This is a genomic window from Rhodococcus sp. GB-02, assembly GCF_053470465.1.
In genome coordinates, this window is the sequence record NZ_JBPUKE010000004.1 from 110,779 (window position 1) to 137,753 (window position 26,975).

1 protein-coding gene is annotated in these 26,975 nt (G+C 62.5%); it reads right to left on the bottom strand.

The features are described from left to right. Nucleotides 1-79 precede the first annotated feature (79 nt). Complete coding sequence (locus ACSW29_RS25500; RefSeq protein ID WP_448278601.1) at nt 80-26,890, bottom strand: non-ribosomal peptide synthase/polyketide synthase; 26,811 nt, start codon at nt 26,888-26,890, stop codon at nt 80-82. Between the last annotated feature and the right edge of the window lie 85 nt (nt 26,891-26,975).

Here is a 26,975-nt window from a genome sequence, read left to right on the forward strand (position 1 = left end):
CCTCGTGCTCGATTGCGGTGCCCGGCAACAGTTCGGTGGCGCTCGCGTCGCGGGCTTGCGGCTTGGTGGCTTGAAGTTGTCATGCCCGTTCGGAGTAACCCGAAAACATCGTGAGGAGCCGAGCCATCTCCGGTCCGATGACCGTCATGGCCGCAGGCTCGATCATCTCGTTGTGTCCGCAGCCCACCGGTATCTCCAGGATCCGGCCGGTCACGAGCGGACCCCATTCCTGGGTCGACCTTTCGCGCGGAATCGTGTCGTCTCCTCCAGTTGCCGGGAAAATCACCAGGTCTCCTTCGTAGACCTGTGGAACGAACTGGTGCGTGATTCGCTGCGAAGCCTCGTACGCACGGGCAATCCGCTCGAGGTCCCGACCGTCGACCCCGGTCTCGGTCCCGACCGACTGGGTCAACACGGCAGCCGCGTCGTCGAATGTCAGATCTTCGTCGGTCTCGACCTCGAGGCCGAGTCCTCTCAGCAGGTCCCGGACATCGAGGACGGCTGACGACGCGGCATCGCCGTTGTCGGGGTAACTGTCCATCATCGTCAGTGTTGCGACTTCGCTACCGGACGATTGCAATTCGACGGCCATGGCGTGCGCGATGACGCCACCGAGCGACCACCCGAGCAAGTCGTAGGGCCCTTCCGACGACACGGCCTCCATCTCTTCGACGTATCGATGCGCCAACTGTTCGATCGACTGATAGTCACCGTCGTCGCTGAGTGCGGGTAGTTGAAGGCCGTATACCGGCCGGTCCTCGGGCAGGTACCGCACCAGGCCGGCGTATCCCCAGGACAGGCCCATACCAGGGTGCACACAGAACAGTGGTCGCCCACTTCCTTCTGCGCGCAGCGGAACAACCACGGCGAGCAACTCTTCCATGCCGGCGCTCACAGTCGGCAGGTCGAGGCGACGAGCAATTCCGGCCGGTGTCGGGTCGAGGAACATCCATTGAAGTGGAATCCTGCGTTGGAATCGGGAGTGCAGTGCGCTGACGATTCGGGTGGCAACCAGCGACGACCCGCCCAGATCGAAGAAGCTGTCCGCGGTGCTCACCCGGTCGACGCCCAGAACCTCGGCGAATGCGTCGACCACTGCGTGTTCGGTCTCGGTGACCGGTTCGCGGAACTTTGCTGCGGCCGAACTGAATTCGGGTGCCGGTAGAGCCTTCCGGTCGAGTTTGCCCACCGGCGTCATAGGTATTCGCTCGAGAAGTACCACCGCCGACGGAACCATGTGCGCGGGTAGCCGGTCGGCCGCGTACACCCGTATCTCGTCGCTGTCCGCGGCTTCGCTGTCCGCGGCTTCGGCATCCGACGCGCGCACATACGACACCAGGACCGTTTCACCCGACGGTCCGACCTGGCCGATCGTGGCAGCGAAGTCCACGGACGGGTGACGCGTGAGAACTGCATCGATTTCGCCGAGTTCGATCCGGAAACCACGGATCTTGACCTGGAAGTCGCTGCGCCCGATGTACTCCAGCGTGTGATGTGACCCAGTACTTGCACTGTCGTCATCACGTGCACTGCCGTCATCACGTGCACTGTCGCCGCTGGACTCACGCCAGCGCACGACATCTCCGGTGCGGTACATCCGGCGCCCCGGCGACCCGTACGAGCACGCGACAAATCGTTCCGACGTGAGCGACGCCCGATTATGGTACCCACGTGCCATACCTGGGCCGATGATGTACAGCTCCCCCGGCACACCCACCGGGACGGGCTGCAAACGCTCGTCCAGCACCAGGAAACCGAAGCCCACTGCCGGCGAGCCGATGTTCACTCCCGCACCGGGTTTCATCGAATCGCTGACACTCGCCTGCACGGTGGTTTCAGTCGGGCCGTAGCCGTTGTGCAGCCTCCGACCCGGCGCCCATTGCGCGACGACCTCCGGCGGACAGGCCTCGCCCACCAGATCGAGGACACGAAGCGCCTCGAATCCGTTGTCACCGAGCGCCGCTAGCGCAGTCGGCGTGATGGTGGCATGAGTGACCTGCTCGCGCCGGAAAACGTCTGCCAGTTCGGCGCCACCGTACACCGCCGGTGGAACGATCACGACCCGTGCGGACGCGCTGAACGCCATGGTCAGCTCGAAGATGGACGCGTCGAAACTCGGCGAGGCCAACTGCGAGACATGCGCATCGTGAGTGACCTCGAACCTCTCTCGAGTCTCTGCCGTGAAGTTGGCCAGACCGCGATGAGTGATGTTCACTCCCTTGGGCTTTCCGGTAGACCCCGAGGTGTAGATCAGATAGGCGGGATGGTCGAGGCGCAATTCACCGGTTCGGTCGTCGTCGGTGATCGGTTCCGGCGACAACGCCGCCACCCGCCGCTCGAAGTCAGGATCGTCGAGTTCGAGCCAAGGAACCACGTCGGGTAGATGGCTTCGGCTTCCGCGAACCGTCAATCCGAGTGAGGCTCGGCAATCGGCGAGCATGTATTCGACGCGCCCACGCGGGTAGTCGGGATCGACGGGCACAAAAGCAGCTCCGGCTTTGGCCACCGACCAGATTGCCACCACCGACTCGATCGATCGGGGCATTCCCAACGCCACGAAGGTCTCCGGACCCACACCCCGACCGCACAGTTCCCGGGCCACACGGTTCGACCACTCGTCCAGTTCGCGGTAGCTGATCTGCCGGTTCTCCAGTGACAGAGCCACCGAGTCCGGGTCAACCGCAGCAGCGGTCGTCAACAAGTCGGGCCACAGTTTCGGCGGTACTCCCGTCTGTCCACGCGCAGGCACCAACTCGCGAGTTTCGAGATCACCGAACAGCGCAATGTCACCGATCGCCGCTTCGGGATGCACGGTCACGGATTCGAGAACACGTACGAACATGTCGGCAAAGCTACTGACCGTACCTGGATCGAAGAGATCAGTGGCGAAGTCGACCGCGCCGCTCATCCCTCGGGGCGCTCCACTTTCGTCGAATTCCTCGGCCAGGAGGAATTCCAGGTCCACCTTCACTACGTCGAGTTGGGGGTCGATGCCGCGGACTTCCAACTTTGGCAGTTGCAGATTCAGCCGTTCGTTGTTCTGGAATTCCAACGACACCGAGGCGATGGGAGCGTAGGCCGTCGACCGTTTCGGCCCGACCGCGTCGACAACCCGCTCGAACGGAACCTCGGAATGCGCGAACGCCGCGAGGTCGACCTCGCGACAATGCGCCGCGAAGTCCCGGAACGACTGCGCCGAGTCCACCTGTGTACGCAGGGCAAGTGTTCCGACGAACATCCCGATCAGGTCATCGAGGACGCGGTCCCCTCGACCGGCGATCGGTGTCCCGATCACGACGTCGTCGGTGCTGCCGAGACGTGCCAGCAGTACCGCGAGCGCCGCGTGCACTGTCATGAATGCAGTGGACCGATGCTGCCTCGAGCGCTCCCGGATACGGCGATGGAGGTCACTGCCGATCGAGAAGTGGATGCGCGCGCCGTGAAAAGTCTGCTGTGCGGGCCGGTCCCGATCGCGTGGAAGTTCCAGGAGGTCGGGTGCGCCCGAGAGTGTGCGTCGCCAGTAATCCAGCTGTTCGGAGATCACCGATGCCGGGGTTTCGCCAGAACCCAGAAGCTCTCGCTGCCAAAGGGTGAAGTCGGCGTACTGGATCGCCAGAGGCGCCCATTGCGGTTCTTCGCCGTGCACGCGGGCCTCGTACGCCGTCATCACATCCCGCACCAACGGGGACATCGAGAAACCGTCGGCGGAGATGTGGTGCACCACAACCGCAAGTACGTGTTCGCGCTCGCCCATGGTGAACAACGCCGCCCGCAATGGGATTCGCGCTGCGACGTCAAAACCTGCCGCGACCATTCTGGCAAGCTCGTCGCGAAGGTGATGTTCGTCGGCAACAAGTGATTCGGCCAACTGCGGCAGCGCCGTGCTGTCCGTGGGCACTATGTGCTGGATCGGCCCGTCGCCGCGAACCGGAAACATCGTTCGTAGCGATTCGTGGCGGGCGATGACGTCGGACACCGCTGCTCTCAACGCCGGCTTGTCGAGTTCACCGGTCAGTCGCACCACGAGCGGGATGTTGTACGCGGGCGAACTGGTGTCCAGTTGATTGACGAACCACATTCGCTGCTGAGCAAACGACAACGGGATGTTTTCGGGCCGAGGCCGCGGCTCCGACACCGGGCGCCCCGACTGTCCGGCAACCGACTGTTCGATCACCGCAGCCAGGGCGGCAACCGTCGGCGCCTCGAACAGATCCCGCACGCCGACAGTGGCTTCCAGCACTGTCCTCAGCCTGGCCGCGACCGATGTAGCACTGAGAGAATTTCCCCCGAGGTCGAAGAAATTACCGTCGGCACCAACGCGCTCGAGGCCGAGCACCTCTGCAAACACGTTCGACACCGCCTGCTCGACCGGACCGACAGGTGAACAAAAATCCTTTGCGGTCGTGTGGATCTCGGGGCTGGGTAACGACGAGCGGTCGAGTTTGCCGACGGCTGTCAGCGGAATGCTCTCCAGCACGACGATTGCGCCGGGCACCATGTGCGAAGGCAATCGCTCGGCCAGGGCGTATACCAGGACCCCGGTGTCCAATTGGCCCTCTGCTGGCACAACGTACGACACGAGCCGGGCGTCTCCCGTGGGACCACGGTGAGCAATCGTGACGGCAAACCCGACGTTCGGCTCCGCCATGAGCGCGCTGTCGATCTCACCCAGTTCGACACGGAAGCCCCGAATCTTGACTTGGAAGTCGCTGCGGCCCAAGTATTCGATTCGCGATTCGGCCGTCCACCGCACGATGTCTCCGGTGCGGTACATCCGCGTTCCCGGGTCACTCGGGTTGGCGACAAAGCGTTCTGCCGTCAATCCCGGCCTACGGTGGTATCCCCGCGCCACTCCCGGCCCGGCAAGGTACAGTTCGCCAGGCGCCCCGACGGGAACGGCTTGCAGCCGCGAATCGAGCACCAGTTCGCTCACACCCCTGATGGGTCCCCCGATCGTTATGCGTTCACCAGCCGCCATCGGCGGGCTGACGTTGGACATGATCGTCGCCTCGGTCGGTCCGTAAGCGTTGTACAGCCTGCGGCCGGGCGCCCAGCGAGCGACGAGGTCGGGCGGGCAGGCTTCACCACCGAACACGACCTCCGACAGTTGCTCGAGTCCAGCCGGATCCACCGAAGCCAGTGCCGCCGTGGTGATGAACGCGTGCGTGACTACGTGCTCGGCCAGAAGCTCCGCAAGCTCCTCGCCCCCGTACATCTCGGGTGGAGCGATCACCATGGCCGCGCCGGCTCCGAAAGCCTGCAGATACTCGAAGAGCGACCCGTCGAAACTCGGAGTGGAGAAGTGCAGTGTGCGCGATTGTGGTGTTGCACCGTAGCGTTCGACCTGGTCCCGCGCGAAATTGTCGATGCCGCGATGGGTGACCACCACTCCCTTGGGCACGCCGGTCGACCCCGAGGTGTAGACCACGTAGGCCGCGGAATCCAAGCCGATCGGACGGAGTCGATCTTTGTCGGTCAGAGGACGGCCCGAGAATCCTTCGCACTTCTTGGTGAAGTCCGGGTCGTCGAGAATCAGCCACTCTGCGACTTCGGGCAGTCGATCTCGACATGCGGTGGTGGTCAAACCGACGCCGACGTTGGAATCGCTCAGCATGTGGGTGATCCGCTCGTCGGGGTAGTTCGGATCGATCGGCACGAATGCAGCGCCTGTTTTGGCCACGGCGAGTATCGACAACACCGAGGTGAGAGAACGTGGAACACCGACTGCGACGTAGTCCTCGGTTCCCAGTCCTCGCGAGACGAGCACGCGAGCAATACGATTCGACAGGAAATCCAGCTCGCCATAGGTCATGCTGCCGCTCGACGACACAACAGCGAGTGCATCCGGATCCTGCTGAACTGCCGCGTCGAAAATCTCTGAGAAAATGCGGGTCGACTCACCGACCGCACCACGGACGGGCACCAGTTGGTCGCGTTCGATCTCCGTCAGCACCGACACCGCCGCCAACGATTGATCCGGATGGACACACGCTTCGAGCACGCGCCGCAGTCGGCTGGCGATGGACCCGATATCGACTGAGTCGAAAACCTCGGGTAGATACTCGAACTTCAGCCGAAGCCTGGCATCGACCGACGCCACCAAACTGAGCGGATAGTGGGCAGCATCCTTCGCCTCGACGCCTGCGATTCGGATCCCCGCGTTGTCCGTGTCGGTCGACAGTCCTTGACGGTCAACGGGGTACGACTCGAAGACTGTCAACGTGTCGAAGCCGATCTCCGGCCCGGAGGCGTCTTGAATCTCGGAAAGTCCAAGATAGTGGTGATCCGACAACTCTGCCTGCTCAGACTGAATCCGCTGCAGGAGAGCGCCGACACTCTCACCCGGGCGCACCGTGATTCGGACCGGAATTGTGTTGATGAACAGCCCGATCATGGTTTCGATCCCGGTCAGCTCGGGTGGTCGACCCGACACAGTCGCTCCGAACACCACATCATCTCGCCCGGTCAGAGCCGAGAGGACGATCCCCCACGACACCTGGACAATCGAATTGAACGTCAGCCCGCGGCTCCGCGCTACGCCGCGGAGTGTCGTCGTGAAATCCTCGTCCAGATCGAACACCCACTCGGCCGCCATGGTGGAGAGTCGACGCGACCGATCGTGCGGGGCAAGCAGCGTCGGTCCGTCAATTCCGCGCAGCGCCCCCGCCCACACCCCGCGGGAGGCTTTCCAGTCGCGACGGTTCATCCAGGTCAGGTAGTCGAGGTAGGGGCGTGCACGCGGCAACCCCGACGCCTCGGCGTCTGCAACGTACAGAGTCGCCAACTCCCTGATCAGAAGTGGCATCGACCAGCCGTCCAGAAGGATGTGGTGGTTAGTCAGCACAAGCTTGAACGTTTCCGGGGCAATCGCGATGAGCGTGAACCTGATCAGCGGCGCACGCGAGATGTCGAACGGGAGCGCTCGGTCCTGTGCCAGTACTTGCTCGAGATCCCGAGCTGACTTGGCAGCGAGGTCGACCGCCTGCCATGACGCAGCCACGTTGCTTCGGACCACCTGGACGGCGCGGCCGTCCGCGTCGTGAAGGAAGGCGCTGCGCAAGTTGTCATGCCTGTCGAGCAGCCGGTCGGCCGCGCGGCGAAGGCGTTCCGCATCGAGGTCGCCGACGAGGTCGAGGGTCACCTGCACGAGGTAGGCGTCGACGGACTCTTCGGCCAGTTCGGCATGGAACAGCAGGCCTGCTTGCAGTGGTGAGAGTGACCAGACGTCGCGAAGGTCGTCGCACCGACTCTCGAGGTCGTCGATCGCATCCTGTCGAATCTCGACCAGATCGAAATCCGAGGGTGTGAATCCGCCACCGTCCGCTGCGTACTCGCCGAGCCCGACGAGTGCGTCGACCCACAACTGCGCAAGGTGGCGAACGTCGTCCTCGCGCAGAATGTCCGGCGAATAGGTCCAGCCGGCAACGAGCTCCGCGCGGTCTGCAGTGTCGCTGCCCTCGACGACCATGATGTTGACCTCGAGGACAGCCGCCAGCGGTAGCTCGGTGACCGCAACTGCCCGCAGACCCTCGTCACGGATCGGTACCCATTCCGCTGAAGCATCGGCCTCGGATCCACCGACGCGCCCGAGGTAGTTGAAACTGATCTGAGGCGCAGCAAACTGCGACAGATACTGTGCTGTATCAGCATTCAGGTATCGAAGTAGGCCGTATCCGATGCCGCGTTCCGGCACCGCCCGAAGTTGTTCCTTGACAGCCTTGACAGCGAAGCCTGCAGCCGGACCGCCGGCGCAGGCATCACTCGGATCCACACCGCTCAAATCGAGGCGCACCGGGAAGATCGACGTGAACCATCCGACGGTACGAGCAAGGTCAGCCCCCGGGACCACCGGTTCCTCGCGTCCGTGGCCCTCGAGGCTGATCAACGCCTCCGGAGCGTCCATCCCCCGATCGCTCCGCCAGCGAACCAAAGCCAAAGCCAGCGCCGTCAACAATCCGTCCTCGACGCTCCCGTGAATCGCCTGCGGCACATCGGTCAACGCGGTTTCGGTCAAGGCCGGGGGTACCCAGATTTCGACGTCTGCTGCACTCACGCCGGTATCCGTCGTCGCCAAGGAGCGCGCACCAAGCATCGGGTCCGGACCTCGCAGTGTGTCCAGCCAGTAGTCGAGTTCAGCCACCCGATCCGGCTCGTGCGCGGCGTCGACGAGGCCACGCGCCCATCGACGCATCGACGTCCCGACCGGCGCCAGTGAAGGGTCGATGCCTGACTGCACCTGCGCACACGCGAGCGCAAGATCGGGGATCAGAATTCGCCAGGAGACCCCGTCCGTCACGAGGTGGTGCGCCACGAGAAGCAACCGCTTTCGCCCGCGTCCGTCAGGTTCGAACAACACTGCTTGCACCATCACGCCGGTCCCCGGATCGAGCCGATCCAGAGCGGCGCCAAGTGCCGTCGAGACCGTCTCGGCAACAGCGCCGTCGAGGTGCACGCGATGCACGATTGTCTGAGACCTGACCGCACCCGCAGGCTCGACGTTCATCCGCCCAACGGATTCGGGATCGGGTGCGACCCGAAGACCTGCTCGGAGGATGTCGTGATGGTCCACCACAGCCTGCACGGCCCGTGTCAACGTGTCCTCGTCGACCGTGGCAGGAACCGAGAGCAGAACAGATTGGGAGTACCGGCGAAAATCTCCACCACGATCAAGCATCCATTTGACGATCGGCGTCAATTCGATCTCACCGACGCCGCCGCCAGGTAGCTCCTCGAGGATGACGCGGTCGCCAGCCGTTCCGGCCGTCTCGGACAGCGCTGCAACGGTTTTGCGCTCGAACACCTCGCGCGGTGTGATCAGAACTCCGGCAGACTTGGCGCGGGCCACCAACTGGATGGACATGATCGAATCGCCACCGAGGGTGAAGAACGAGTCGTCCACCCCTACCTCGTCGAGTCCCAGAACCTCGGCAAAAAGGCTCGAAAGGGTCCTTTCCGTTTCCGAAACGGGAGAACGACTCTCGGTTATCTGTTGCCCGAAGTCAGGTTCAGGCAACGCTTTCCGGTCGAGTTTCCCGTTCACCGTCAGTGGCAGGGTCTCGAGAACCGTCACGACAGCGGGGACCATGTGTGCTGCCAACTTCGCCGAGAGGTCCTCGAGCAACGCCTTCGGAGAGATGGTCGCACCGGTCTCCGGCACCACGTAGCCCACCAATCGGTCTCCGCGTACCGCCACCGCCGACTGCGCCACTCCCACTCCGGCGAGCAGAGCAGACTCCACTTCGCCGAGTTCGATTCGATAGCCCTTCACCTGCACCTGAAGGTCATTACGACCGAGGTACTCCAGTTGTCCGTTGTCATTCACGCGCCCCACGTCACCGGACCGGTACATGCGCGCACCGCTGACTGTGAAGTCGGGAACGAAACGTGTAGCGGTGAGGCCGAACCGGCCGAGGTATCCGCGTGAGACCTGGTCGCCGGAGACGTACAGTTCACCCACGACGCCGGGCGGCACGGGGTGCAGCCGCCGATCCAGCACGTACACACGCAACCCGGGCAGTGCCCGCCCGATCACCGAAGCAGATCCTTCACGTGCCGGTCCACGATCCAGCGGTAGGTAGCTGACGTGCACGGTTGTCTCCGTGATGCCGTACATGTTGACCAGATCAGGTGGCGAGGTCCCGCGTCGGGCGTACCAGCGCGTCAGCTGTCCGAAGTCGAGCGCCTCACCGCCGAAGATCACGTAACGCAAGAATGACAGGTCCGCACCCCCGGCACGCCGGTCGGCTTCCGCCAATTGATAGAAAGCAGTCGGAGTTTGATTGAGCACCGTGACACGTTCGTGTCGCAGCAATTCGAGGAATGCCTCGGGTGACCGGGCCGTGAAATAGTCGATCAGCACCAGTCGGCCACCATGTGCGAGTGCACCCCACATTTCCCACACCGAGAAGTCGAATGCCGCCGAATGAAACATCGTCCACACATCGCCGCGGTCAAATCCGAAGAGTGCTCTGGTGTTTGCCAGCAACGTCACGACACTGCGATGAGGTACCTCCACCCCCTTCGGTCTCCCGGTGGATCCCGAGGTGTAAATCACGTAGGCCACCGAATCAGGGTGCAGCGGTAGCGACCGGTCTTCATCGGTTACCGGCAGCGGTGAAAACCTCTGCAGCGCATCACGAGTGTCGGTACTGTCCACGACGATCGCGGGCACCCCGTTGCCGCCGACGTCATCACTGCCAGCTGTGGTCGTCAGAACGCACACCGGCGCAGCGTCACGCAGCACGAAGCTCACCCGTTCGGGCGGAGACGTCAGGTCCACCGGTAGGTATCCACCGCCCGATTTCACCACCGCCAGCAGAGCCACAAGAAGTTCGAACGACGGGGTCATCGCAACTGCCACGAGTGTCTCTGGCACGACCCCCTGCGCCAACAGCAGTCGCGCGAGGCGGTTAGCTCGTTCGTCCAGTTCGCGGTAGGTCACCGACTGGCCGTCACAACGCACCGCCACGGCATCACCCGAAGTGCGCACCGCTCGATCGAAGAGGTCCGACAGCGAATCATCATTCGTGTCGATAACCGAGGGAGGCGGCGCAACCAGCACCTCGCTACGTTCGCCGGTCAGAAGAATGTCGATGTCACCGACGATCGCGGACGGATCGTCGATCACGGCGTCGATCACCCTCCCGAAGCGCTGTGCAATTCGCTCCACGGATCCTTCATCGAAAACATCCGTGGCATAGCGGAAGCCGGCGCTGATCCCATCCGGAACGCCGCGCTCGTCGACTTGCTCCATCACACTCAGTTGCAGATCGAATTTTGCCACCTCGAGATCGATGTCGAGCGAACGGATCGTCAACTCCGGTAGTTCGAGGCGCAGGCTCGCGGCGGTCTGGAATTCGAGTAGTACCTGAAATAGGGGTGAATGTGCAGTGGAGCGATCGGGCGCAAGGTAATCCACCAGCTTTTCGAAGGGAATGTCCGCATGGTCCAGTGCGCCGAGATCTGTCGACCGCACTGCTGCAAGGGTGTCGGTAAAGGTTGCTCCGGATTCGACCGGTGTACGAAGAACCAGAGTATTGACAAACATCCCTACCACGTCGTCCAACACTGATTCGCCGCGTCCCGCGACCGGCGTCCCGATCACAACGTCACCTGACCCCGAGAGCCGTGCCAGCAGCACCGCGAGCGCCGCATGCAGAACCATGAAGAGAGTCGAATCATGCTGGTGTGCAAGGTCGGTCAAAGCTCGATGAACTTCAGGTGAGATGCTCACCGAGACCACGGCGCCTTCGGAAGAGCGCTTCGGCGTTCGAGGTCGATCAAGAGCGAGGGGTGAGACGTCAGGGATTCCCGACAGCGCCTCGGTCCAGTAGATGAATTGTTCCGCGATCGAAGTACCTGGACCATCTTCTGCGTCGATGGTCTCCCTCTGCCACACGCTGTAATCAGCGTAGTGGAGGGGCAATGGCGCCCACATCGGTCTCTGATCCTGCGCACGGGATGTATAGGCGCGCATCAGGTCACGTGCCAGTGGCGTCATCGAGAAGCCGTCGGCCGCGATGTGGTGGACAACGATCGCAAGAACATGCTGCTCCGGTCCGGTTCGGAGCAACCTCACGTGCAGCGGGAACTCCTCGGTCACATCGAATCCCACGTCGAAGAACCCATGCAACGCCGTAAATATCTGCTCGCCGGGAATCGGTACGGGGTGGATTCGAGGAGCAGCGAGCGTTGGTTCGACAATCACCTGGTGTGGCCCGTCCGCGGAAGTCGGGAAGATCGTCCGAAGGGATTCATGCCGTTCCACTACGTCGCCGAGCGCAGCTTCGAGCGCTTCGAGATCCAGGAATCCGTCGAGTTGCAGGGCAACGGGAATGTTGTAGAGCGGAGATGAAGTGTCGAACTGGTTGAGGAACCACATACGCGACTGCGACAGGGACAGTGGAATGTGTTCTGGCCGTTTTCTATCCGTGAATTCAACCAGCCCCGAACCTCCAGGCCCCGATTCACCAAGTACTGGTTCGACCGGATCGATCGAGGCCGCCAGATCAGCTACCACCGGAGTGTCGAACAGCGCTTTGACCCCCAGTTTTATGTTCGACGCGGTGTTGATGCGCGATATGACGCGGGTAGCGCTGAGGGAGTCCCCGCCGAGCTCGAAGAAATTGTCATCGGCCCCCACCCGGTCGAGATCGAGCACGTCCGAGATCGCTCGAGCGACCACACCTTCGGTTCGCGTGATCGGCGCGCGATATTCTGCTGCGTTGAAAGTAATGTCCGGTAGGGCTTTACGGTCCAACTTCCCATGCACCGTCACCGGCAACCCATCCAACACCACCACCACCGACGGCACCATGAACCCCGGAAGAGACCTCCGCACCCCCTCCAACACCACCACCTCGTCAACCACCACCCCCACCTCACCCACCACAAACCCCACCAAAAAATCCCCACCCACACCCGACCGCAACACCACCACCGCACCAGCCACCCCCGCCTGAGCAACCAACACCGCCTCCACCTCACCCAACTCCACCCGCTGCCCCCGCACCTTCACCTGAAAATCCGTGCGCCCCACAAACTCCAACTCACCACCACACCCCCACCGCACCACATCACCCGTCCGATACACCCGAGCACCCACCACCCCAGACACCGGATCCGCCACAAACCGACCCGCCGTCAAATCCACACGACCCTCATACCCCCGCGCCACCTGCACCCCACCCACATACAACTCCCCCACAACCCCCACCGGAACCGGCCGCAACCGCGAATCCAACACCAACACCCGCGTATTCCACACCGCCCGACCAATCGGAACACCCACCCCCACAACACCCTCCACCACATGAAACGTCACATCCACCGACGCCTCCGTCGGCCCGTACAAATTCACCAACTCCGCACCACACACCCCCGCAAACCGCCCCGCCAACACCGACGACAACCCCTCACCAGAGACAAACACCCGACGCACACTCGAACACCCCACCACCACCGAAGGCTCCCCCACGAACACCTCCAACATCGACGGCACAAAATGCACCACCGACACCCCCCACCGCTCGATCACACCCACCAAATACACCGGATCACGATGCCCACCCGGATCCGCCACCACCAACCGCGCACCCACCATCAACGGCCAAAACAACTCCCACACCGACACATCGAACGACACCGGCGTCTTCTGCAACACCACATCCCCCACACCCAACGGAAACTCCCCCTGCATCCACAACAACCGATTCACCACCCCCGCATGCGAAACCACCACCCCCTTCGGACGACCCGTCGACCCCGACGTGAACATCACATACACCGCATGCTCAGGCAACAACACCCCCAACCGCTCCCCCACCCCCACCGGATCACCCGAAAACCCCGAAACATCAACACAACCCACATCGACAAACCCCACCCCCACCGGCAAACACCCACCATCACCAACCCGCGACAACACCACAACCGGATCCACCACCCCCACCACAAACCCCACCCGCTCCACCGGCGCACCCACATCCACCGGAACAAACACCCCACCAGCCCGCACCACCGCAAACACCGCCACCAACAACTCCACCGACCGCGACAACGCCACACACACCCGCGACTCCGGACCCACACCCAACGAAATCAACAACCGCGCAAAACGATTCACCCGAACATCGAACTCACCCCACGACAACACCACCCCACCACACACCAACCCCCCACCCCCCACACCAGCAAACCGCCCATCCAACACATCCACCAACGTCAAACCCCCCACCGCAACCCCCACACCATCCCAACCACCCACCACCAACCCACGCTCACCCGCAACAAACACGTCGACCTCACCGACCGTTGTGTCCGCGTCCTCTGCGATGGTGGTGAGAATCCGCGCCAAACGCTGTGCGATGGTGTCGACCGCTGCGCGATCGAAGGCTGCAGGCTGGTATCGCAGGCTCAGGTGCAAAGCCTGCTCGGCGATCGAGAGCACGGTGAGCGGGTAATGCGTCGCATCGCGGGCGTCCACATTGGTGACTCGCATCCCGGCGATGTCGGCGTTCTCATCCATCCCCGAGGTGTCAACGGGATAAGACTCGAAGACCGAGAGCGTGTCGAACAGGTTGCCCATCCCTACCCGTGCCTGAATCGAGCCGAGCCCGACATAGTGATGATCGAGGAGTGATACCTGCTCGTCCTGTAGTCGAGCGAGCAACTGGGCCCACGTCTCGTCCGGATCCAGTTGCACACGTACGGGCAACGTGTTGATCAGCAGTCCCATCATGTTTTCCACACCACGTAGTTCAGGTGAGCGCCCCGAGACCGTGGCGCCGAAGACTACGTCTTCGCGGGAAAGCAATCGGGACAACAGAACACCCCACGCGGCTTGGACCACCGTGTTCATCGTGATCCCGCTGCGCTGGACCAGTGCACCGAGTCCGTCGAGTACCGGTTGAGGCAGATCGACGATTACTTCCTCGGGCACACCCTGCTCCACGTTCAGTGCCGGATCTGCCAACAGGGTCGGCTCCTCGACGCCCTGCATGGCGTCTGCCCATACCGCGAGCGAGGTGTCGGGATCGCGGTCCGCCAACCATTCCAGATAGGTGCGGTACGAGGGGGACTCGGGAAGATCGGGCGGGACTCTGTCGACCGGGAGACTGTCGGCGGCGTATCGCATCAGCAGTTCTCGTACCAACAGTGGCATCGACCAACCGTCGAGAACAATGTGATGATTTGTCACCGCCAGCACGCACTGCGTCGGGGTGGTTCGCAGCAACGCCAGCCGTAACAGTGGCGGCGAGGCTAGATCGAAGGGAGCTCTGCGATCCTCATCGAGACGCCGCCGTAGCTCTGATTCGGAAACCGATCCTTGTTCCGTGAGATCTACTTCGCTCCATGGAATCTCCGCATCGTCGACAATCAACTGCGCTGGCACACCGTTACTGTCGTAGACGAACGCCGCACGCAGATTCGGGTGGTCGACCAACAATCCGGCAGCAGCGCCGCGCACACGCTCGGAATCAACCACTCCTTCGAGTTCGACGCACAGTTGAGCTGTGTAGACATCCGTGGATGTTGCCGCTAGTGAAGCATGGAACATCAACCCAGCCTGAAGGGGCGACACCGACCAGACATCGTTCAATGCCGGGTAATCCCCCTCCCAGCGTTCGATCTGTTGCTGGTCGACCGAGACCAGCGGGATGTCGGACGGTGTCAGACCACCCGCACCGGGTAACGATGCGTGAGCGGCCAGACCATCGAGCGCACGCCGCCAGAGATCCGCGAACTCCGCGACCTCCGACTCGTCGAGCACCCCGTGTGGAAATGCAAACGACGCTGTCAGGCATGGCCCGTCGGGGCCCTCCTCGACGGCCGCGTTGATGTCGATCACGGACGCCACAGGCATGGACCTATCCTGGGTTCCGCCGAGCTTTCGATTACCCTCCACCGGCAGCCAGTCCTGTGTTCCGTCAGAGGAGCTGATCCGGCCCAGATAGTTGAAACTGATCTGAGGAGAACGGAATCGGCCGGGTGTGCCGCTCTCGCCAGACAGGTACTGCAACATCCCGAATCCGATTCCATGATCGGGGATCGCACGCAAGTACTCTTTGACAGCTTTGAGGGCCCGACCGGCGGCGGCACCACCTGCCAGTGCGTCGTCGACGTCGATTCCGCCGAGATCCACGCGCACCGGGTAGAGCGTGGTGAACCAACCAACGGTGCGAGCGAGGTCTGCGCCCGGAACCGCTCCTTCCTCGCGGCCGTGTCCTTCGAGAGTGATCAGGGCGGTGGCGGTATCCATACCTCGGCGTCGTCGCCACCCGATAGAAGCCAACGCGACAGCGGTGAGGAGTCCGTCGTTCACCCCGGCGTGGAATGCCGCAGGAACCGTGGTGAGTAGGTTCCTGGTCACCGGGGGCGAGATGTCCACTGTGACGGTGTCGACCGTGTCGTCGACGTCGATCGTGGGATCTATTGGGCGCGAACCGATCAGCGGGTCATCACCGTTCAGAATCGTTTTCCACATGTCCCGTTCGACGCTCCGGTCGCCCACGTGCTCGACAAGCCCGTGCGCCCATCGCCGGAACGAAGTTCCGATCTGTGGCAATTCGGGCGTGACACCGGCCTGGAGTTGTGCTGTCACCGACGCCAGGTCGGTGACCAGAATGCGCCACGAGACGCCGTCGACAACCAGGTGATGAATCAGCACAAGTAGTCGGCCCCGCTTGTTCGAAAAATCGGGATTGTCAACAGCGTCGAACCAGACAACGCGAACCACGTCGGCGGAAGCAGGATCCAAGCTGTCGGCCGCAGCCTCGAGTTCCCTCGACGCCAAGGCGGTGAAGTCGTCGTCGTCCACCGCGTCGACTCTCACACGACGGATCAGTCCTTCGGCCGAGATCGAGCCGGGCGGTAAGACTTCCATGACCCGCTCACGCTCGACCAGGCGCGCTCGGAGCATGTCGTGCCGGTCCAGCAGCAGCTGGACGCTACGGACAAGGACGTCCTGGGTGAGATCACCGGGAGCGGTCAGCAAGAGTGCCTGGGAGAACCGGCTCAATTCGCTGCCAAATAAGCCGCCGCTGCGGTCGAGCATCCACTCTGCCACCGGCGTCAAAGGAACAGTACCGATGCCCGATCCTGGCAGCTCCGCGAGAACTTCCGTTCCGTCGTGCTCGAATTTCGCCGACTCGGCAAGCGCGGCAACAGATTTATGGACGAACACATCTCGAGGCGAGAAGATCACACCTGCATCGCGAGCCCGGGCCACCAATTGGATGGACATGATGCTGTCGCCGCCGACCTCGAAGAACGAATCATGCACTCCTACGGTGTCGAGGCCGAGAACCTGCGCGAACAGGCCGGCAAGAAGATTCTCGGTTTCCGTTCGTGGTGGCCGGTCGGGTGAGGAGGCGGACGAGAAATCGGGTGCGGGAAGCGCTGCGCGGTCCAGTTTTCCGTGAACCGTCAGAGGAAGGGCGTCGAGCATCACCACCGCCGCAGGCATCATGTACGACGGCAGACGCCTGCCTGCATGCGCGAGGACGTCACGCGTATGGATACTCGCTCCCCGATCAGGAACAACGTAGCCGATCAACCGATCGCTACCGTCTCCGTTCCAGACGCCCGTCACCGCCTGGGCCACGCACGGGTGCGACTGCAGCGCCACCTCGACTTCCCCGAGTTCGATGCGGAACCCACGGACCTTCACTTGGGCATCGGTGCGCCCGAGATACTCGAGCTGTCGATCGGGCGTCCACCGCACGCGATCGCCCGTGCGATAGATCCGCGTTCCCGGCGCACCGAAGGGATCTGCGACAAACTGCGCGGCGGTCAACGGGGATCGCCGGTGATAGCCGCGAGCGAGAGCCGGCCCGGCAAGATATAGCTCACCCGCGACACCTACCGGTACTGCGCGCAGACGCGAGTCCAGCACTACCTCGCTGAATCCGCGAGTCGGTCCGCCGATGGTGACCGCGTCGTTCGGAGCCAGTGCCGCGCTGATACTCGACACGACAGTTGCCTCGGTAGGGCCGTAGGCGTTGAACATCTTTCTGCCCAGCGCCCAGCGGGCCACCAATTCCGGCGGGCACGCCTCCCCACCTGTCACGACACAACCGACAGTGGTGAGACCGTCTGGGTCGACGGACGCCAACGCTGCCGGAGTCACAAAACAATGCGTGACGCGTTCGCGCTCCAGCAGCGCCGCCAACTCCGGCCCGCCGTAGACGGTCGGTGGCACGATCACCATCGTGGCTCCAGCACCAACGGCCAACATGAGTTCGAGAACCGACGCGTCGAAACTCGGCGAAGCGAAGTGCAGAGTTCTGGATCGGGTCGTGGCGGCGAATGTCTCGCGCTCCTGGAGAGCAAAATCGCTCAACCCGCGATGTGTGACCGTCACGCCCTTGGGCGTTCCTGTTGACCCCGAGGTGTAGATCAGATAGACCGGATTGTCGATTCGAATCCGTGCCTTCCGATCAGCGTCGGTGACTTTCGACGGCGAGTACGCCCACAGCCGTTCCTCGAAACCGGCATCGTCGAGGACCAGGCACGGCACGAGGCCGGACAATGCTGCGTGGTGAGCTCGAGACGTTATCCCCAACGCTGCACCGGAGTCGCCCAGCATGTACTCGATACGTGCAGCAGGATGTCCTGGGTCCACGGGGAGGAATGCCGCACCTGTTTTGGCAACGGACCACACCGCCAGAACGGACTCGACGGAGCGTGGGAGACACAACGCCACCACCGATTCGGGACCCACTCCGGATTCGATCAGCATGCGGGCCAATCGGTTCGACTGTGCGTCGAGTCCGAGATAGGTCACTTCACGTTCCTCGAACACCAGCGCGACGGCGCCGGGATCCTGGGCGGTCGCCATATCTTTTGCTGCAGTAAGCAAATCCGGAAGAGTCTGAACAGCGGCGGAGATCACACCTCGCACGGGTACCAGTTCGACTGACTCACGGGTTGAGAGAATCTCGATATCTCCGATCCGCGATTGCGGATCCGTGATAGCGCGCTCGAGAATCCGTTGCAGGCGGTCGACGAAGCACCTTACCGTTTCCTCGTCGAAAATATCCGTCGCATAACCGAATTCGGCGCGAATACCGTCCGGTTCGCCGGTGGCGACGACCTTCTGCGTCACCGTCAACTGCAGATCGAAGTTGATCGTGTCGATCTCGACACCCACGTCCGTCACCTGCAGGCCGGGGAGTTCCAGTGTAGGTCGCTCGATGTCTTGGAACTCCAACATGACTTGAAACAGGGGCGAGTATGCCGTCGAACGTGAAGGATTCACTATCTCGACGACTCGTTCGAACGGCACGTCCGCATGGATGAAGGCGCTCAGATCTACGTTTCGGACCTGGTCGAGGAAGTCCCCGAAAGTCGCGCCACGGTCCACGGCAGTGCGCAAGACCAACGTGTTGACGAACATGCCCACCAGGTCGTCGAGTTCGCGCTCCCCACGCCCGGCGATGGGAGTTCCGACTGCTACGTCGTCCTCATCACTGAGCCTCGCCAGCAGGACCGCCAAGGCTGCGTGCACAACCATGAAGACCGTGGCGTTGTGTGTGCGCGACAGGGCAACCACACCGGCATGAACATCCGGATTGAACTCGAACCGAATCCGTCCGCGTCGAAGCGAACGCACATCACCGCGCGGTCGATCGGTCGGAATGTCGAGAACCTCCGGTGTGCCCGCAAGATTCTCGGCCCAATACGCGAGCTGTTTCGAGATCAAAGACCGAGAGTCGGATTCCGAACCCAACCAACCACGTTGCCACAACGCGTAGTCGGCGTACTGGATCTCGAGCGGCGCCCACCGAGGTGCCTCACCGTTAACGCGGGAGGAGTATGCGCTCATGAGATCTCGGGCCAGCGGTACCGTCGAGAATCCGTCGGCGGCGATGTGGTGAATCACGATCACCAGGACATGCGAGTGGACTTGGTCATCTCGCCGCAACAAGGTGACGCGCATCGGGACCTGATGCATGACGTCGAAACCAACCGAAGCGATCTGCCGGCAACGCTCGCGCAGCTCTTGCTCTCCCTGCACAACTATCGGTGCAAGATCCGCTACCACCTGTGAGGTGGACATGATCACCTGACGCGGGCCGTCGTCAGTGAGAGGAAAAACAGTGCGCAAAGACTCGTGCCGCTCGACGACGTCGACAAATGCAGCGTGAAGCGCGCCCACATTCACTGCACCGTCGAGCCTCAATGCGCACGCGACGTTGTATGCGGCGGAATCGGGGGCGAACTGATTCGCAAACCACATTCGCTCCTGCGCCGGCGAAAGTGGGAGATCGGTCGTCGTACCCCGCGGCTTCAACGCTGGCTTGGCCCCTGCTCCTCCACCGATATCCCCTTCGCCATCGCTTCCGCGAAACTGCGCCAACTCGGCCAGCGCTGCAACGGTAGAAGCATCGAAGACGTCGCGGATGTTGATCCGTTCGCCGAGAACAGAATTCACTCGCGCAACCAACCTGACCGCACTGAGAGAGTTCCCGCCCAGAGCAAAGAAGTCGTCGTACACGCCCACCGTCGACGTTCCCAGCAGATCATCGAAGATTGCGGCAACCGTCTCCTCGACCGGCGTGCGCGGCGCAACGTACTGCAGCGGTTGAGGTTCGAAGTTGATGTCCGGTAGAGCTTTACGGTCCAACTTCCCATGCACCGTCACCGGCAACCCATCCAACACCACCACCACCGACGGCACCATGAACCCCGGAAGAGACCTCCGCACCCCCTCCAACACCACCACCTCGTCAACCACCACCCCCACCTCACCCACCACAAACCCCACCAAAAAATCCCCACCCACACCCGACCGCAACACCACCACCGCACCAGCCACCCCCGCCTGAGCAACCAACACCGCCTCCACCTCACCCAACTCCACCCGCTGCCCCCGCACCTTCACCTGAAAATCCGTGCGCCCCACAAACTCCAACTCACCACCACACCCCCACCGCACCACATCACCCGTCCGATACACCCGAGCACCCACCACCCCAGACACCGGATCCGCCACAAACCGACCCGCCGTCAAATCCACACGACCCTCATACCCCCGCGCCACCTGCACCCCACCCACATACAACTCCCCCACAACCCCCACCGGAACCGGCCGCAACCGCGAATCCAACACCAACACCCGCGTATTCCACACCGCCCGACCAATCGGAACACCCACCCCCACAACACCCTCCACCACATGAAACGTCACATCCACCGACGCCTCCGTCGGCCCGTACAAATTCACCAACTCCGCACCACACACCCCCGCAAACCGCCCCGCCAACACCGACGACAACCCCTCACCAGAGACAAACACCCGACGCACACTCGAACACCCCACCACCACCGAAGGCTCCCCCACGAACACCTCCAACATCGACGGCACAAAATGCACCACCGACACCCCCCACCGCTCGATCACACCCACCAAATACACCGGATCACGATGCCCACCCGGATCCGCCACCACCAACCGCGCACCCACCATCAACGGCCAAAACAACTCCCACACCGACACATCGAACGACACCGGCGTCTTCTGCAACACCACATCCCCCACACCCAACGGAAACTCCCCCTGCATCCACAACAACCGATTCACCACCCCCGCATGCGAAACCACCACCCCCTTCGGACGACCCGTCGACCCCGACGTGAACATCACATACACCGCATGCTCAGGCAACAACACCCCCAACCGCTCCCCCACCCCCACCGGATCACCCGAAAACCCCGAAACATCAACACAACCCACATCGACAAACCCCACCCCCACCGGCAAACACCCACCATCACCAACCCGCGACAACACCACAACCGGATCCACCACCCCCACCACAAACCCCACCCGCTCCACCGGCGCACCCACATCCACCGGAACAAACACCCCACCAGCCCGCACCACCGCAAACACCGCCACCAACAACTCCACCGACCGCGACAACGCCACACACACCCGCGACTCCGGACCCACACCCAACGAAATCAACAACCGCGCAAAACGATTCACCCGAACATCGAACTCACCCCACGACAACACCACCCCACCACACACCAACCCCCCACCCCCCACACCAGCAAACCGCCCATCCAACACATCCACCAACGTCAAACCCCCCACCGCAACCCCCACACCATCCCAACCACCCACCACCAACCCACGCTCACCCGCGCCCAGAATTTCCGTATCGCATACCGGGGCAGTAGGATTCGCCACCAACGACGTGAGCAGGCGGACGAACCGCTCGGCGAACTCCGTAACCGTGCCGCGCTCGAAGATGTCCGAGGCATAGGTGAAGGCTGCATCGAGGCCGGTGGGGATGCCATCCTTGCCGCGCCGTTCGGAGAGAGCCAACTGCAAGTCGAATTTTGCGACACCGATATCCACCGGGATCACATCGACAACGAGTCCTGGCAGTTCGAGATGGGGGTGGGCGATGTTCTGAAACTCCAACAGAACTTGGAAGAGCGGTGAATGAGACGTCGAACGTTCCGGCGCAATCGCGTCGACGACGCTCTCGAACGGCACCTCGGTTTGCCCGAACGCTGCCAGATCAACGTCGCGAGTTCGTGCAAGGATTTCCTCGAAAGTCGCGGCGGTATCAACGGCGGTTCGCAGGACGACAGTGTTGACGAACATCCCGACCAGATCGTCGAGGACTTGCTCGGCGCGCCCTTCTACCGGAGTGCCGATCGCTATGTCCGGCGAGGCGCTCAGCCGTGCCAACAGAATCGCCAGCACTGCGTGCACCACCATGAACGGTGTCGCGTTGTGATTCCGAGCGAGTTCGAGGAGGTCACCGTGCACGTCTTCGGGCACCGAGAATCGGACCGATTCACCGCGCATGGATCGTTCCGCCGGCCTCGGTCGATCCAGCGGAAGGTCGATCACGTCAGGTAGACCAGACAGGGTGGACGTCCAGTAGTCCAACTGCTTCGCCTGGAGCGTGTCCGGATCGGCGTCACTGCCGAGCAGTTCGATCTGCCATTGGCTGTAGTCGGCGTACTGCACAGGCAAAGGCGGCCAGTCCGGTGCCCGATTCGCAGCCCGCGCCGCGTAGGCGCGGGTCAGGTCGCGGGCCAGCGGCTCGAGAGAAGCTCCATCCGCCGAAATATGGTGAACCACCAACGCGAGGACATGAACGTCCGGAGTGATTCGAAAAAGGGAGCCGCGCACGGGCACGTTCGCGCTCACGTCGAACCCCTCGCGAGCCAGATCTGCGATGCGCCTGTCCAAGGCTTCCTCGTCAACGGATACTTCCCACGCCATCTTCGACGTCACACGTTCGGAAGGAACCACGACCTGATGTGGACCGTCGACCGACGACGGGTAGACGGTGCGAAGCGATTCATGTCGATCGACAACATCTCCCATCGCGAGCTGCAGCGCAGCCACATCCAACACCCCTGACAGTCGGACCACCATCGGGATGTTGTAGGCCGGGGACGACGTGTCGAACTGATTGACAAACCACAGGCGTTGTTGCGCCAGAGACACCGGAATCGTGTCCCTGTACGAATGTGCCTGCAGGATTGGACGCTTCGAACGCGAGCGATCAACTCGGGAGGACTTCGCGTCACGCACGTGATGGGCCAGTGATTCGATAGTCGGTGCTTCGAACAAAGTCCGCACCCCGAAATCGATTGCTTCAGCGGCATTGACTCGTGCGATCAGCTTCGTGGCAATCAGTGAGTTCCCACCCAGCTCGAAGAAGTCGTCACTCGCACCCACCGTCTCGGCACCTAGAACGTCGGCAAAAATCTCGGCCAGCAATAGTTCCTCGGCGCCCTCGGGCGGCCGAAAGTTGTCCGACCGAGCATCGAACCGAGGTGCCGGTAAGGCAGCGCGATCGACCTTTCCCGATGGAGTTACCGGCAAATCGTCGAGAAGAACAAAGGCCGCAGGAACCATGTACGACGGCACACGGCTCGCGGCGTACTGCGTCAGATCGGCCGTCGAGAGAGCACTTCCGCCGGCAGTCACGACATACGTGGTGATCATCGTTGTACCGGAGGAAGCCGCACGCGCCACGGTGACTGCATTCTCGACCTGCGGACACGACTGAACGACGCTGTCGATTTCCCCGAGCTCGATACGGAATCCGCGAACTTTCACCTGGAAGTCGCTACGACCGACGTACTCGAGTGCACGTCCGCGGCGCCGGCGCACCAAGTCCCCCGTTCGATACATCCGCCGGCCCGGGAGACCGAACGGGTCAGCCACGAATCGTCCTGCCGTCAACGCATACTTCCGGTGATAGCCGCGTGCGAGCGCGTCTCCCGAGATGTACAGCTCTCCCACAACACCGTCGGGGACGGGGTGCAGCCGCTGATCGAGCACGATCTCGTCGAATCCGCGGAGCGGACCGCCCACAGTGATGTTCTCCGACGACACCATAGGCTCGCCGATGTTCGACATGACGGTGGTCTCGGTCGGCCCGTAGGCATTGCACAGCCGTCGGCCGGGAGCCCACCGCTGCACAAGATCCGGCGGACAGGCCTCACCACCGACAACCACATCGCCGAAGCCCGAAAGGCCCTCGGGCGAAACTGTTCCGAGCGCCGCAGTAGTGACAAAACCATGCGTGACACGCTGGGATTCGAGGAAGCGAGACAGCTCGTCACCGCCGTAGATCGTGCTCGGTGCAATCACCATGGTCGCTCCGGCACCGAAAGCCAGAAGGTACTCGAAAATCGAGGCGTCGAAACTCGGGGTCGAGAAATGCAGCGTTCGCGCATCCTGGGTCGCACCGAGCCTCGAACGCTGTTCGGCAGCAAGCGCTTCCAGCCCACGATGCGCGACAGTCACCCCCTTGGGGAGTCCGGTGGAACCCGAAGTGTAGATCACGTACGCGGGATTGTCGGGCCGGATCGGGTGCACCCGATCGACATCGGAGATGGTGCGCACGGACAACCGTGCAAGTCGGCCACGGAACTCGGCGTCGTCGATCGCTATCCAGGTAATCGAATCCGGCAAACGATGAAGTTCGGCAACGACCGTGAGCCCCAGTACGGCGCCGGAATCGGTCAGCATGAAGCGAACACGGTCGTTCGGATAGGTCGGATCCACCGGCACGAATGCCGCGCCGGCTTTGGTCACCGCCAACATCGCGACAACCGATTCGATCGAACGCGTCAATCCCAGCGCCACGCTGTTTTCCGGACCGATGCCGCGGTCGATCAATACTCCGGCCAACTTCGACGAACGCTCGTCGAGTTCTCGATACGTCAACTCGTCATCGAGATACGAGAGGGCCACGCCGTCGGGGTGTGTGCGCACCGCACCGTCGAACAACTCGGCCAGGGTGCGGTGCGAAGCGCGAGAGTCACTGCGGACAGGCCGTATCGCGGATCGCTCGTCGTCGGACAAGATGTCGATGTCGCCGACCATCATTGCCGGATCTGTGGTGACTGATTCCAGGACGCGCGCTAACCGCAAACCGAGGCCGCGTACCGTCTCGGCGTCGAACAGATCGGTGGCAAACGCGAGCGTCACCGTGATTCCGGACGGCGTACCCACCTCGTCGAACATTTCGACTGCAGACACTCCGAGATCGAAGCGGCCGATGTCGCGAGGGTGCTCGTCAGCGCTGGCGAGGGGCTCGAACGTCACCTGTAGAACCGGCGCATACGCAGGCGCAACCTCCACAGCGAGCGACTGCACCACCTGCTCGAGCCGTATCTCACTGTGCAGCAGCGCATTACGCCGGACCTCGACGACACTGCCCAAGAGCGCCGTGAACGGCGTCTCCAGATCGATGCGACTCCGGACGGCAACGATGTTCGCGTCGGATCCCGCCGGCGTACCGATCACCACGTCCGAAGCACCGGACAATCGGCTTACCACGAGCGCGAAGCCTGTGTGTAGGACCGCGCGTGTGTCCGTCCCGACATCACTCGCCATTTCTCTGAGCCGCGCGTGGGTGTCGGCGGAGATCAGGACCTCAACCTGTCCATTTTCCAGCGATTGCGTTGCAGGCCTGGGCCGATCGAACGGAAGTTGCAACAGTTCGGGCGCCCCGGTGAGCTCATGTCTCCAATATTCGAGGTGCCGCACTTCGCGTTGTCGTCGCTCGCCCTCCCTGGCCGTCGGGCCGTGAATTTCTGCGAGTTCGGCACCGGGATCAGACGCGATCAACCCTTCCAGCACGCCGACAAAATTTCGGTGGTGCTCGCGTAAACCCGCCTCCTCGTAGCGGATCGGGTTTGCCCGGAAGTCGACACGCAGCCTGTCGCCGCTCGGATACACGTTGACCAGAAGGTCTTCCACCGGCCCGGAGGTCACGATGTGATACTCCCCAACCACCTCGCCCAACTGCACCTCCTGGCGAAACAGCATGACGTTGACCATGGGCCCGGCATATGAGTCTTCGCCTTGCAGACCGCTCGTCACGCCTGCGTCCCGACGGATGTCGTCGAGGCTGCAGCGCTGGTGCCGCAATGCACCCATGAGCTCATGCTGGACCTGGGCGAAGAGTTCACCGACAGTGTCGACGGCTGCGACACGGATGAGCAGCGGCGCGACGTTCACCATCATGCCGCCCGAGTCCCGCAACACCGCCGTAGTCCGTCCGGACATCGGAACATGAATCTGGACAGTCTCTTTCGCCGTCATCCTCGAGAGGTACAACGCAAGCGCAGCGAGGACCGTTGCAGCGTGGTTCTCGGATTCGTGGAGAAGGGCACAGCTCCGGTCCGACATCAGTGTGCTTTCGAGTCGGCTCTCGATTTGCGCGGGCCCAGAAGCCTCCGCCAAGCTGGATCCGGCGACGGCGGTTTTGCGCCCTGCCCAGTACTCCCGGTCGGCCGCGAATCGATCCGACATTCTGTACCGCTCGTCGATGTCGTACAACGTGCGCAGTGTCGCGGCACGACTCGGCTGCGGATCCTTTCTCGCCGCCGAGGCCGAGTACCGATGCGCAATGCGGTTCATCATGGTCATGGCACCGAAACCGTCGAGCGCGACATGATGAATGCGGCTATACCACAGATAGTGCGCGTCGCCCACGTGCAGCACTGCGGTCTCGACGATTCCGTCGACTGCCAGGTCGGGCTGGGTCCGGCAATCTCGGCGCATCCACTCGAGGGCATCCTCGATCGGATCGGGGGACCCACGGAGGTCGACAACAGGGACGGTGATCTCAGATGTCTCGTCCACGTACTGCATCGGCTGACCATCGACCTCGATCACTTTGAGCATGGGAGATTGAAACTCGTATGCAACCGCTCGCGTTTCGCGATCCAGCAGTTCGACGTCGAGTTCGCCGCGCAACTCCACGTAGTGCGCTATCAGAATCGGGACTTCGGGATCGAATTGCTGAGCGAACCAGGTTGCCCGTTGGGCGGCCGAGAGCGGAAAGAGGGTCTCATCGGAAGGGTCGGTCCGTCTTACCTCGAAAGGTTTCACAGCGCCCCGCCCCGCATTATCTCCGCGGCCGCCGGGTGCGTAGCCGCGTCCGAATCAACAGCGCGAAAGCAAGAGGCTGATCGCG